Origin of the sequence: Delftia deserti (assembly GCF_042653485.1) — a bacterium.
Lineage (GTDB): Bacteria > Pseudomonadota > Gammaproteobacteria > Burkholderiales > Burkholderiaceae_C > Comamonas > Comamonas acidovorans.
The window spans coordinates 1,014,621-1,027,372 of sequence record NZ_JBHSIH010000001.1 but is presented as its reverse complement, the minus strand read 5'-3'; the positions used below and the strand labels follow the sequence as shown (position 1 = coordinate 1,027,372).

Genomic DNA, 12,752 nt, shown 5'->3' with positions numbered 1-12,752 from the left:
TCTATGAGGCCATGGTCGGCGAGGACCTGGCCGCAGGCCGGCTGGTGGCGGTGCTGGGGGACTGTGCCGCGCCGCCAGGCCGGTTCTGTCTCTACTACTCCAGGCGACGGCACCTGCCCGCAGCGCTGCGGGCGCTGGTGGATTTCCTTCGGGCTTGACGGTGCAGGCTGCACGACAATAGCCCATGATTCAAGACAAGCCCCTGGCGGCAACCGAACTGGAGCGGCCTGCCATGGCCCTGCGCACTCTCCCGAACGGGGTACGGCTGCTGGCGCTGCCCATGCCGCACCTGCAGAGCGTCAGCGTGGGGGTGTTTCTGCGCGTGGGCTCCCGCGACGAGACCTCCACCAGCAACGGCATCAGCCATGTGCTTGAGCACATGGCGTTCAAGGGCACGCACACGCGTTCCGTGCAGGAGATCAACCTGGATGCGGAGCGTCTGGGCGCGGAGGTCAACGCCTTCACCGGAAAGGACATCACCGGCTATTTCATGACCGGCCTTGGCTGGCATGCGCAGGCCCTGCTGGGCATGACGGCGGATATCGTCCTGAACAGCGTGTTTCCCGAGCATGAACTGCAAAGGGAGCTGCAGGTGATCCGGCAGGAGGCCATCGAGTACGAAGAGGATCCGGAGGACAGCGCCGGCGATCTGCTGGACCGCGCCATCTGGGGCGATGACCCCATGGGCATGCCTGTGATCGGCACGGTCGCCAATATCGAAGGCTTCACCCGGCAGGATCTGGTGCACCATGTGCAGTCCCATTACGTGGGAGAAAAGACCGTCGTCGTCGCGGCCGGAAACTTCGATGTCCCGGCCTGGCTGGAGCAGGCGGCGCAGCTGTTCTCCGGCATGCCTGCGTCGGCCGGTCCGGCCGTGGGGCTGCCACCCCGGCCGGCAAAGTATGTGGGGCAGGCCCTGGCCCGGCGCTTCACGCAGGTGTCCCAGGTGTTCGTGAACCTGGCCTATCCCCTGGTGCTTGATGAAGCGCAGGGCGAGCACCGGCAGCGCGCGCGCCTCGTGGCCTCGCTGGCGGCCCATCTGCTGGGCGAGGGGATGTCGTCGCCCCTGGTCGATACCGTGCGTGAACGGCTCGGGCTGGCCTATACGGCCTATGCGGCGATGGAGGGGGGCGACGTCTGGGCCAACTTCATCGTGCATGCCGTCACGACCCCGGACAAGCTCGAAGCGCTGGTGGCAGCGACAGGCGGCCTGCTGCGCGCCCAGGCGGCCGGCATCGACCCCGTGCATCTGGAACGGGCCAAGAACCAGCTGGCGGTCTCGCGGGTGCGTGCGGGCGAGCGGACCTACGCCACCATGGAGCGGGCTGTCGAGGACCTCTTTGCCCATGGCAGCGTGACGTCTGTGGCCGAGACGCTGGCGATGATCGATGGCATCGGAGCCGAGGAAGTGCGCAGCGTCTTCGAGCGCATGCTGGCCCACCCCCCTGCGGTGGCCATCACCGGCAAGGGCGCCAATGCCCGGACCGTGCGGCAACTGGCCGCAGGCCTGGCGGCCTGAGCCGGCAGCGCGCAATGCGTGGGGCATGGCTTCACGGCCATCCCTTCAATCGGGAGAAGCCATGAAAGGGGCGAGATTTTTCCGGGAAGCAGATCGCCTGCAGCACTGCGCCTGGCCCCGCAGAAGGTCGTCCGAATCGTGTCACCCTTTTACAGAAACTGTGACCGAATCACATCCACATCGAACGGCGTCACTCCCTCGAGGGGGGGAAAACACCGTCTGCGCCCGCTGCGGCTCGCTCACCCGTTCACCCCGTGCACGTGCATGCAGGTCGAACAGGGTCTCCAGATCGGGTCGTGGTGTGTGCACCAAGGCCCGCAGCATCAATGAAACCCCGCTCAGGTTGTTGCGGACGTTGTTCCACCTTGGCGATGCAGTGAGGCCCAGGTCGGCCCAGATCATTCGGCGCTCCTGCAGGTCCATGACGAAGGGCAGGCAGATCCGGGTGTCGGATGCGATGTCGATGCGGTCGATCACGGAACGCGGCTCGAAGACTTCACCCGATGCCAGGTCGGCGCGGGCCATCCAGCCGGCGAAGCATTCCGGCAGATCGCAATACGGCTGCTCGGTATAGGAGTTGATGGAGGTGACCACGTAGCGGATGCCTTTTTCCACGAGGGCGTCAATGTCGAGGTCGATGAACTCCGAGGCGCCCTGGGGCGCGTCGACAATGTCGCCGCTGTGGCAGCCTCCGAAAGCCGTAAGGTTGTAGTAGGCGACCGTCTGCATGAACACGAAGCGGGCATCGAAGAAGGCCGCGGACAGGTCGATGTCCGTGCGGGCTCGGCCGTTCTTCCACCACAGGAACAGGCGGATGAAGCGCGTATCGGGCAGGGGCAGGCGGCTGCCCCGCACCAGGGTGCGCAGGGTTTTCGACGCGGCGCGCTGCGCCAGCGGCACTTTGTAGTCTCGCAGTGCGGGGTCTACGAAGCAGGGGCCAAGCGGCGGCAGCGAGGCAAAGCGTTGGATGAGCGCGTTCTGGCAGATCCGGGCCACACGGGCCAGTATCTCGGGGGCCACGGGCTCACGCCGGTCTTCAGTGCCATAGACCTTGGCCAACGCGCCTTTGGGTGTGAAGGCCCGCAAGGGCAGGGGGCGTGGCGCCCGTGTCTGGGCCAGCACCTGCAGCACGATGGGCGTGGATGCCTGTGCCGCCACCGCCTCGAAGGCGTCGAGCACGGCGTTGGCGTCGCTTGCTCGGCGCAGGCTCACGTCCAGCCGGCGTGCGAATTCGCCCGGGCGCTGCTGCAGAATCGGCGTGAGCGCGGCGATGTGGCGCCGGGCCAGCAGTGTCTCGACACGCGAGCCGAACGAGGGCGCGGCATCATCGCGGCGCGCCGCCGTGATGGCCGCCAGGGCGCGAGGGTACTTGTCGGCATAGTCGCCGGGGTGCAGCACTTCACCCAGGCGCTTCCAGCGCTCGGCGTGCCGCATCACATCCTCCGTGGCGTTGGGGGCACGATCGAGCAGGCGCAGCAACAGGCGGCGCATCGCGCGCTTCATTGGCGCAAAGCGTTTGGAGGCGGTCGTCAGCGATAGGTCGCCCCCGCTCAGCGAGACGGCCAGCCGAAGCACGTCCGTGGCCGTTTCGACATTGCGCTCCAGGAATGTGTCCACCCGCGCATCGCCGGCCACATGCTGGATCAGTGCGCCGCCAACCAGCGCACGAATCTCCCGGAACGGCACGGTTTCCGGCAGCAGACGGAAGACATCGCCTCGGTACTGCCGGATGAACCAGACGACATCGGCAGCATCCACCTCGGACAGCGAGGTGCGTGACGAAACCAGGGGCGCGAGCAGCGACTCGAATTCATCGATGCTGCCCGACTCGATGACCCGGGACATGAAATTGCCCTCAAGCATCGGAGGCCGGGTGTGCCCGCTTGCGGGCAGGCGCCGCAGGGTGAGGTAGTGCATGACGGCCGTCAGGTACAACTGCGCCTTCGACGCCGACAGCACTTGCTCGGGGAAGCCGGGGAACAGCGGCTGGTGTCGCACATGGGCGCCAGCCTGGCGTCGAAGCACTGCGAGCACCTCGCGCAGCCAGCGTGCGAGTTCCTCGGACGACAGCAGGCCGATGCGCTCTATCAATGGCTCGGACAGGACACTGCGGAGGGCCGCAATTTCCTGAACGGCCGAGGCAACCTGGGCGGGTGTGGCTCCGCCGGTGCCGGCAGGGACGTGAACCTTGTTGCGGCGACGCAGGAACAGTTCCTGATTCATGCTTGCTTTTCTCCGTGGGCCGCCGCTGTGAGCCAACTGCAGCGCCACGTCGACGGCCGATATGAAAACGCCTGCAGAAAGCAGGCGCAGTGTGGAGAGCGGGACCCCTAGGTAATCAGAGGTGAGAAGGAAGGTGTCCCATAGCCACGCAGCTATTGTAATGAAGATACTGTTGTTTCATTTTGTTTCTTCGGAGTGATCGTCATTACCTGCAAGCTACTTCCGTCGGCAATCTGTCGTGTCCACGGATTTTCAAGAGGAATCATCGGGGATGACATCGGTGGCGACGGACGTGCTTGACGGAATTGATTTTGATGGTTTCTACGCAAACCATGTCCCACCTGTATGCGATATGTAGCGGGCTATTCGGCGTGGGATGCTCAGGAAGATGACTTCTCCATGAATAGGCCCAATTGCAACCCGATCCATGAATCAGAGAATTGATCCCTCCACTAGCCAGCCCGGCGCCTCCATCTCCGACATCGCCGCCTGCGAAGCCGTCATCGGAGCACGACTGCCCGACTGGCTGCGTGAGCGCCTGCTCGCCGGGAATGGCTGGGAAGTGGATGACACGGCAGGTGCGACGCGCCGGGAATGGCGGTTTCTGCCGGTGCTGGACCGCAGCGACAGAAAGCGGCGTTCACGCACGGCAGAAGACATTGCCTGGCATACGCAGCGGTTGCGGCAGCAGGCGGACGTGCCCGTGGGCGCTGTCGTGGTCGCTCGCGCGTGGTCCGAGACGACGCGGTTGATCCTGTTGCCCGACCTGCAGTCTCCCGGCAGGCTGGGGGCCATGTTGTGGATGCAGAACGGGGTTGCCGTGCCGTTGCAAACGCCGGTAGATCCTTTGCTGCTTGGCGCGCCGCCCGAGCCGGCTGCGCGATTGCGGCTGCGGCCGCGCAGCGAGCTGCCGGTATTTCGTTACCACCCCGATCCGGTGGCAACAGGCTCGATACAGGAAAACCATGCGCTCGCATGTCCTTGCTGTGGGCGGGTGTCGGGATGGGTCTACGCGACCACGCCGTACGGATTGGGGGAGCAGCCGTCCGACCTGTGCCCCTGGTGCATTGCCGATGGCAGTGCGGCAAGCCGATTCGGGTCCGGGTTCGTGAGTGACTTGGCGGGCGAAGTGCCTGGCGAGGTGGCCGATGAAGTCAATCTGCGCACGCCTGGCTTCATCAGTTGGCAGGGAGAGCAGTGGCTGACACATTGTGGCGATGCGGCTGCCTTCCTGGGACCGGTGGGTTGGGAGGCGCTCAAGGACTTGCCGGATGCCCAGGCCGCCCTGCTGGAAGATGGCTGCGATAAAGAGATGCTTGCGCTGATGCGCAAGGACGGCGATCTCACGGCCTACCTGTTCCGTTGCCTGCATTGCGGTGTCCATCTGGCCTATGCAGATGCGTCTTGAGACCCGGTGCATGCACCATACAGACCGAGAGACAAGCCGGTGACCGATACACAGAAAACAGGCTCCAACCACCACCTTCGCCTGGCCGCCCAGCGTGGCGATCTGGCAAGGATCACGGCCCGGCTGGAGGCCGGCGATGCGCTGGAGGGGCGCCACAAGGGGACAGGGCGCACACCGCTGCTGGAGGCGGTGATCGCGGGCCAGGCGCAGGCCGTATCGCTGTTGCTGCAGCAGGGCGGCGATGTCCATGCCTGCTGCGCGGCGGTGGGGCACACCGCGCTGCAGTGGGCTGTCGTGCAGGGCCATGAGCAGATCGCGCGAACGCTGCTGCAGCAGGGCGCTGCTCCCGACCACCGGGGGCCGGATTCGTTTCTGGGGCATACCAGTCTCATGATTGCTGCGGCGCATGGAAAAACGCCACTGGTGCGCCTGCTCCTTGAGGCGGGTGCCGATCCGGGTGCCGTTGACAACCGGGGTGGCACGGCGCTGACCCATGCCGAGTCGAATGGCCATGTGGAGGCTGCGGCGATGCTGCGCGCAGCGGGCACCAGGCCAGCGCCGCAGGCGCCGGCCCTCATCGTGCAGCCATGGCCAGAGCTTCGCTGGGTGCCCTCGTCACTCACCCGCTCAGGGGAGCCTCTCCCCGGCGACGCGGCGGCTGCAGAAATCGTGCGCAGCTACATCGTGGCCAGCCACGACTGGGAGGTGGATGCGTGGCTCCGGTCCAGGGCGGTGCGCGCAGGTGCCGAGCATTTTTCGTGGGAGGAGGCGCTGGCCAGGGCCGGGGAGATCCGTGAGTTGCATTGCACCAGCAGGAAGCGCCAGTACCCTCGGGCCGCCATTGGCGAAACCCCCGAATGGACGCCCGATATCGCACTGATCGAGGTTGTGCAGCCACGGGCTTCAAGGGCCGAGCTTTTGCTGCGCTTCCCGTCTCCCAGCCATTTCCTGCACGAATACGAAACGGTGTTCGTATGCCTGCGAGAACACGGCCTGTGGCGTATCGATTCGGCCCGCAAGCGACTCGTGGGAACCGCAGGCTGGAGCCAGGTGATTCTCTGACGGCAGGCATGGACTGCCTGCCTTGGCTGCAACGAACGCAATGCATCATGGCGCTGATGCGATACCCAGGAGTTTTCACATGACCGAGCTTGCCTACGCCTATCTCACGCCTTCCGGATTCGTGCAGCAGCAGGGCCGGGCGGACCTGAGCCTGGCCACCAGCGGTGGCGTTGCACCAGCGGGTGCGGTGGCGCATCCCTTCTTTTTTTCGGGGTTCGTGGAGCATCCTGCGGTGGTGGCGCAGGCGCTGCTGATGGTGGCACGCGTAGCGCGCACGCGTTTTTATGTACCGCCGAACACGCTGGCAGCGGTGCTGAGGGCCGCCGATCCTGTGGTGACGTCCACGCCGCAAGGCCTGCGCTTCGAGTCATTCAGCGTGTGCTGCGGGGCGTATGCGCGCCTGGACGTGGACGCGGCGGCACTGGATGCCGTGCATTCGGCAGCCGGTGTCACCAATGTGGATGTGAATCCGCCGCTGCGCCAGGCGCTGGCGGGGCTGCGTGCCTCGGAGCCCCTGCACCTGAGCGTGGGCAGCGAGGAGTTGCGGGTGGCCACGCTGGCCGGGACGGTGGTGGAGGAGAAGGTGCCGCTGCCCGGGCGCTGGCTCAAGGGGTTTGCCGAGACGCAGATGCTTTCGGCGGGCATGGCGCTGCGCCATGAGCTGGAGGGACCGGCGCTGCGCCAGTTCGTGCAGGCGCTTCCACGGGCCTCGGCCACGAAGACGGTGATGTGGGCCACGCGCGCGGCGCGTTCGCTGCGGCTGGCATCGCAGCCCGCGCCGGGGGCAGTCTGCGTGGCGGGGCCGGAGCGGCTGCGGGTGCTGGAGCCGCTGCTGCGCTTTGCCACGGCGCTGCGTGCCTATGGGCCGGATGCCGAAGCGGGCTCGGCACCGCTGGCCAGTGCCTGGGTGCTGGAGTTGCCCGGCGCAAGGCTTACGCTGGGGCTGAGCCCGGAGAAGGCCCGGGGGTTCTCGGGCGAGGGCTCGGTACTGCACCTGCTGGCGGGAGGCGATGCAAGCGAGGATGCCGACTTCATCTCGACCCTGCTGGCCTTTGAGCCGCGCATCGACATGGCATGTCTGGCGGCGCGGGCCATGCTGCCGCTGCCACAGGTGGCCTCTGCGCTGAGCGTGCTCGCATCTTCGGGCCAGGTCGGTTTCGACCTGGCGGCAGGTGCCTACTTCCACCGCCCGCTGCCGGTGCAGGCAGGGCAACTGAATGCGCTGCATCCGCGCCTGGCCGATGCGCGCAAGCTGGTGGCCGAAGGCCGGGTGACACCCCAGGGCGAGGGGCGGTTTGCGGTGCAATCCGGGGCGCAGCCGAGTGCGCACGCTTCGGAGCAGTTCTACCGCGTGGTGCTGGGCCCGGAGGCTGGGCAGGACCGCTGCACCTGCCCCTGGTACGCAAAATACCAGGGCACGCGCGGTCCCTGCAAGCACACGCTGGCTGCCCGTATCTCCATCGACCCTCTGAACGCGCACGGAGTTGCCGCTTGACCCAGACCATGACCATGACCCCAAGCCTTTTGCAGCGCAGCGCCCTGCTGCGCGAGGCCTGCCGCAGCAATGATGCAGATGACCTGTCTGCCTATGTCCAGGCGCTGGACGACGCGAGCGAAGCAGACCGCGTGGTGCTGGCCAGGGCCCTGCCGCCCTCGCGCCTGTTCAAGGCCGAGGGGCCGACGCCAAGGGCCTGCTATGCGCTGGTGGCGCTGGGTCGGCCCAAGCTCGTGGCGGAAACGCTGGCTGCCGCGGATGTGCAGCGCCAGCGCGAGTTCAGCCATCGCCATGCGGCAATGGTGCCTGTCGTCATCGATGCGGCGGCTGCGCGGGATGCGCAGTGGCGCACCGAGTTCATCGACCTGCTGGCCCAGCAGTACTGGTGGGGGGCGGACCTGGTATGGCCCGTATGCCAGGCGCTGGTGCGGCAAGGCGGCGCGGTCCCGCACTCCCTGGCCTATCTCGGGTGCTTTGTGCAACAGGTCACCAGCGTGGGGGCCGACGGGCTGCCCGCCGATGAGCATGGCCTGCGCATGGCGGCCCATCTGCAGGCGCATGCCGATCTGCTGGAGCAGGAGTTCCGGGCGCTGTTTTGCGTGGAGGGCATGGGCGTGCACCACTTTCTTGTGGAGCACGCCGCGCCTGCATGGGATGCCGCGGTCCTGGAACTGTGCAAGGCCGATGCCGCATTCCGCCAGCGCCTGCTGGACGAGTCGCTGGATGCACTGCTGCGTGACTTCTCCGCCAAGAACATTGCCTGGTACCTGCGCATGCACCGGCTGCTCGATCCGGTAGCGCAGGAAATCGCCGCCAGGCAGCATGCCTATTTCGCGGTGCTGGGAACGGCACCCAGCACTGCAGCGGGCCTGGCCCAGGAGATGCTGAAGGTGGCGTCCGGGCTGCTGGATGCGGATGGCTTGATCGAGGCTTCGCCCGGCGTGCTGGTGCGCCAGGAAAAGAAGCTGGTCAAGGCGCAGCTCGGGCTGCTGGCGGCGATCCAGGCCGATGCGGCGCAGAAGGCACGCATCTCGCAGATCGTCTCCGAAGCCATTGAGGGCATGGCGCTCGATCTTGCCTCGCTGGCCCGCAAGCTGGTTTCGGACCCCGGCGAACCGGCCGCAGGAGCGCATGCCGTGCAAGCCTTGGCGCCGGCAGTGGCCGTGCCGGCTCCGCGCCGCACGCCCCTGCCCGGTGCAGCCCGTGAACTGCCACCCATACGGGACGATGAAGAGCTGCTCGCGCTGATTGCCGCGCAACTGGAAGACGCCGGGCAGGGCACGGACCTGCAGCGCCTGTTGGGCTGCCTGGCCGGCCAGCCGGATGTCGCCTTGCCCGATACGCTGCAGCAGCGCGCCGCGCAGGTGCTCGAGTCGGTCTGGGATGAGCGCAATGCCTCGCCGCGGCGGCTGCTGGCGGCGCTGCTGCTGGGCCGGGAGGTCGGGTTTCGGGGCTATGCCCGTTTTGTGGTCCTGGGTCCGGGCGAGCAGATTCCTTGCGATGTGGCACTGGAGGAACAGACCCTCACCACCAACCGGTACGACCCGGGGACCGGCGATTGGGCCGTCGATGAAACCTGGACCTCCCGCTCCGGCTACCGGTACGTCCGCACGCACTCGCCCCTGGCCTTGCTGGCCGGCATGTTCCAGCGTCTGCGGCTCGCCGCAAGGCAGGGCCCGCCTTTGCGTCCTCCTTCCGTGCTGCCTGCGCGGAGCTTTCTCTGGAAGAGGGTCCTGGCCCAGCCCGGGGAGGGTACATTTTCCCGCGACCTGGAGGTGCTGGGGGAAGGCGCCAAGCCGTTCTGGGTCGTGGACGGACAGGCCGGCCCAGTCGATGGACATGCCGCGCCGGATGGGCCGGACATGCTGGAGGACCAGGCGCTGGATGTGGCCGGCGTGGCCTCCGAGTTCTCTTTCCGTGCGCAGGAAGCACGGGAGCAGGACGGCTATGACCAGATCGTGCAATGGGCTGCATGGCTGCTGCAGGACAACCCCGATACGCTGGCTGCGCATTTCCACCCGATGCTGTGCGCTGCCGTCGCCGTGGTCAATGTGCGTGGCCTGGGGCCGCTGCTGGCTGCGCTCGGGGCATCGCGGCAGGTGCCGGGCGGACCCGTGTATTCGGCGCTGACGCTGGCTGCATCGGCCAAGATGGCAGAGCAGCGTGCGCAGGCGGCCGAGGCCTTGGCGCAACTGGCCGGCTCGGGCCTGCTGGACCCCGCGCCCTTCGCCGAGCAGACAGCGGCCCATCTGGCAGATGGCTTTGCCCTGGCCGGCAGGCTGGCCCAGACCCTGGCCGATGCCGCCTCGATCAGCGCGGTGGCCGGATACCGCGTATTGCAGACGCTGGGGGAGTTGCTGGCGCGCCTTGTCGATGCCCAGGGCAAGCCGCTGGCCCAGGCGGGCAAGCTGGTGGAGCTTGCCGCACGCCTGTCCGGCGACTATGGCACGCCCCTGCCAATTCCCGCCGCGCTGCTGGCGCGCCGCAAGGGCGCCTCGGCCCTGGCGGTGGCGCTGAAGGTCCTCGAATCCGTGCAGCCGCATCCCACGACACAGGCCCGGGAAGCCGCCACGGCGGCGCAGGCCGCGAACGAAGTTGAATGCCCCGCATGAACACCTACAAGAATGCATGGGACTTCTACCGCGACACGACGCGGCTGGTGGCCGACGGGGCAGACCTGAGGGCCCTGTATGACGCAATGCTCGGGGTGCAGGACAGCGATATGCGCTCGGTGGACGCATCGCCCCGTCGGCTGCGCGAGATGGCGCAGAGCTGGTCGCAGCGGCCGAGCTTTCTGCCCATCCGCCTGAACGAGCTGTTCAACGGACTCAAGGTAGAGCACACGGACGACTATGTGCTGGCCATGGTGGCGGGCCTGGGCGGCAGGCATGAGCAGGAGGTGCGCCTGTCCATGCTGCGCCATGACCATGCGCTGCGCGAGCAGGTGTTCTGGCGCATCTTCGAGGTCGAGGGCGGCGGCGAGATCTCGCTGGCCAACATCGACAAGTTCTCGCGCGAGCAATTCAATTGGCACAATAGCGTCGTCCTGCTGGCCAACGAGGGCACGCTGGACCGAAGCCGCGTGCTGCGCTCCTGCCTGCAGGCGCTGAACCGCGACTTCTCGGCCTACCGGGCTGGCTGGTTTTCGCGCGTCTACGCGGCCCTTGTGCCCAAGCCCGAGGAGGCCGCGGCAGACCAGCATCTGCTGCGCCTTTGCATGGGCTCGCCACTCACGGCCACCGTCTCTCTGGGCGTCAAGCAGCTCGACGTGCTGCACAAGGCCGGCCTGCTGGATGCGGCTGCATTCGTGGAGGCTTGCGGCGGCGCATTCTCCGGGCCGAAGGCGGCGGCGCTGCAGGTGCTGCGAATCCTGGACGCGCTTGCGGCAAAAGGCCTGGTTCCGCACGAATCCCTGGGGCTGGCGTTGGCACCGGGCCTGGGACATTCCCATGCCGATGTGCAGGGCGCGGCGGTGAAGGCTCTGGTGAAGTGGGGGTATGCGGAACTGGCGTACCAGCAGCGCGATTTGCTGGCGCCCGCCGTGGCTGCAGAGTTGCTGCCGGCACCGGGACCTGCGGACTCCGCATGTGGGGAGCACGAGGTCACGGCGGCACCTGGGGAGGCGGCGATTGAATGGGACTGCGGGGGGCTGCAGGCGGGTGTGCCGCCGCCCCGGCCCTTGCACCCCTGGACCGATGAAGATGCCCTGGAGCGCTATGCGGCCCTGCTGGAGGCGCCCGCCGATGCGCTGGAGTTCGAGCTGGCACTGGCATGGCTGGCCCTGTCCGCAAACGTGGCGGCCACGCTGGCCTCCCTGGCCAGGCGGGCTCGCACCCTGGCCGCCCGCGATGAGCAGCATTACCCGGCCGCCTTGCTGGTGTCCGCGGTGGATGGCCAGGCCGCCTTTCTTCCTCGACGGTACTGGCAGCAGACGGCGGTCAGCCTGATGGACGGCAAGCGGGTCGAGGAGAAACTGGGCAAGCCCAGGGCGCTTCCCACAGTCGAAGAGACCACCATGCTGCCCAGCCTGGTGACGCGGCTGCGCGAGGTGGCCGAGGTGGTACAGGGCAGGGCGCCGCGCTGCCCGCTGCTGGCCACGCCTACCGACACCCAGGGCTGGGTTGATGCCGATACGCTGCTGGCGCGTTTTGAAGCTGCAAGGCGCGTTGGCGGGCCATTCCCGGTCGATCAGAGCCAGGCACTGCTGCGCGTGCCGCCGGCGCACCGGGTGCGCGCAGCTGCAGCAATGGGATGCGAACTGCCCGAGGTGACCGATGAACTGCGCATCGAATGGCGCAGCCGGGCATCGGACAGCCTGAAAGCCAATGGCTCCCCGCAGTGGGTGTGGTGGGATCCGGTGGTGCATGCCGCGCCCTTGGCAGCACCGTCTGCCACCCAGCCCGGGCTGATTGCCTCGGGTTTGCTGCGGTACAGCGACGGGCCTGCTGCCTGTGACCTGACTGCAGCCGAACTGGGCCTGGCCAATCCGGCCTCGACGCTTGCGCTGGTCGCAGCCGGCGTGGCCATTCTCCACGGCGCGGCAGGTGATGATGTCGAGCACCGCGCTGCAGGCCTGTTGCGCGCCCTGGCCGCGCATCCGGGCGCATGGAGCGCCGAAACCGTGCAACTGCCTGCCCTGGGCATGGCGGCGAAGCAGGGCGAGGTGCGCGCGCAGGCGGTGGAGCTGTTCGCCGCGGCGGTTCCGGCCCGTGTGGATGCTGCAGCGGCGGCCCAAGGCTTTGCCGCATGCGCTCCCACCATCGTGCTGGCCCGCTGGGCGCCGGCTTTTGCCGATGCCGCAGGCCTGGCTCCCGCAGCCGTGATCGCCGTGCTCACGGGGCTGCTGCCGCGCCTGGAGCACCAGGCGCGTGGCATCGGATCGCTGCTTGCGGTGTTGCTTGATGAGTCGTTGCGCCATGCGCGCCCCGTCACCGATGCCAGCCTGCGAGCGTGGCTTGCCGGCTTCAGCGGTGCCTCCGCCGCCGCCAAGGCGGCCAAGGCGCTGCTGGCCCTGGACGCAGCCGGCGCGTAGCGGCCGGACCGCA

At 67.6% G+C, this 12,752-nt stretch carries 8 protein-coding genes; 7 read left to right on the top strand and 1 reads right to left on the bottom strand.

Annotated elements, in window-relative coordinates:
* Nucleotides 1–11 precede the first annotated feature (11 nt).
* Both ACFPFG_RS04830 and ACFPFG_RS04825 read left to right on the top strand, forming a co-directional pair.
* A complete protein-coding gene (locus ACFPFG_RS04830) occupies nucleotides 12–158 on the top strand; it encodes a LysR substrate-binding domain-containing protein (RefSeq protein ID WP_380105342.1) in 147 nt (48 codons plus the stop codon).
* Between the two features lie 74 nt (nucleotides 159–232).
* On the top strand, nucleotides 233–1,519 hold the full coding sequence (locus tag ACFPFG_RS04825) for a M16 family metallopeptidase (RefSeq protein ID WP_374618325.1): 1,287 nt from the start codon (nucleotides 233–235) through the stop codon (nucleotides 1,517–1,519).
* A gap of 141 nt (nucleotides 1,520–1,660) precedes the next feature.
* On the opposite strand, the gene ACFPFG_RS04820 is transcribed toward ACFPFG_RS04825, so the two are convergent.
* Nucleotides 1,661–3,742 carry a TerD family protein gene (locus ACFPFG_RS04820; RefSeq protein ID WP_380105340.1) on the bottom strand — a complete coding sequence of 694 codons (2,082 nt, stop codon included), beginning with the start codon at nucleotides 3,740–3,742 and terminating at the stop codon, nucleotides 1,661–1,663.
* 427 nt (nucleotides 3,743–4,169) lie between these two features.
* On the opposite strand from ACFPFG_RS04820, the gene ACFPFG_RS04815 reads away from it, so the two are divergent.
* From ACFPFG_RS04815 to ACFPFG_RS04795, 5 genes are all read left to right on the top strand, one after another.
* Complete coding sequence (locus ACFPFG_RS04815; RefSeq protein ID WP_380105339.1) at nucleotides 4,170–5,150, top strand: CbrC family protein; 981 nt, start codon at nucleotides 4,170–4,172, stop codon at nucleotides 5,148–5,150.
* Nucleotides 5,151–5,189: 39 nt separating this feature from the next.
* Complete coding sequence (locus ACFPFG_RS04810) at nucleotides 5,190–6,212, top strand: ankyrin repeat domain-containing protein (RefSeq protein WP_380105337.1); 1,023 nt, start codon at nucleotides 5,190–5,192, stop codon at nucleotides 6,210–6,212.
* Between the two features lie 79 nt (nucleotides 6,213–6,291).
* Nucleotides 6,292–7,707: an SWIM zinc finger family protein gene (locus tag ACFPFG_RS04805; protein ID WP_380105335.1), complete on the top strand. Its 1,416-nt coding sequence runs from the start codon at nucleotides 6,292–6,294 to the stop codon at nucleotides 7,705–7,707.
* Between the two features lie 8 nt (nucleotides 7,708–7,715).
* Nucleotides 7,716–10,319, top strand: coding sequence for a DUF6493 family protein (locus ACFPFG_RS04800; protein ID WP_380105333.1), 2,604 nt, complete (start codon nucleotides 7,716–7,718; stop codon nucleotides 10,317–10,319).
* Nucleotides 10,316–12,739: a DUF6493 family protein gene (locus tag ACFPFG_RS04795; protein ID WP_380105331.1), complete on the top strand. Its 2,424-nt coding sequence runs from the start codon at nucleotides 10,316–10,318 to the stop codon at nucleotides 12,737–12,739. Before ACFPFG_RS04800 ends, ACFPFG_RS04795 begins: the two co-directional genes overlap by 4 nt.
* Nucleotides 12,740–12,752 lie beyond the last annotated feature (13 nt).

Coding starts and splice junctions, on each gene's coding strand:
- ACFPFG_RS04830 (WP_380105342.1), top strand. CDS start 12: ATGGTCGGCGAGGACCTGGCCGCAGGCCGGCTGGTGGCGGTGCTGGGG.
- ACFPFG_RS04825 (WP_374618325.1), top strand. CDS start 233: ATGGCCCTGCGCACTCTCCCGAACGGGGTACGGCTGCTGGCGCTGCCC.
- ACFPFG_RS04820 (WP_380105340.1), bottom strand. CDS start 3,742: ATGAATCAGGAACTGTTCCTGCGTCGCCGCAACAAGGTTCACGTCCCT.
- ACFPFG_RS04815 (WP_380105339.1), top strand. CDS start 4,170: ATGAATCAGAGAATTGATCCCTCCACTAGCCAGCCCGGCGCCTCCATC.
- ACFPFG_RS04805 (WP_380105335.1), top strand. CDS start 6,292: ATGACCGAGCTTGCCTACGCCTATCTCACGCCTTCCGGATTCGTGCAG.
- ACFPFG_RS04800 (WP_380105333.1), top strand. CDS start 7,716: ATGACCATGACCCCAAGCCTTTTGCAGCGCAGCGCCCTGCTGCGCGAG.
- ACFPFG_RS04795 (WP_380105331.1), top strand. CDS start 10,316: ATGAACACCTACAAGAATGCATGGGACTTCTACCGCGACACGACGCGG.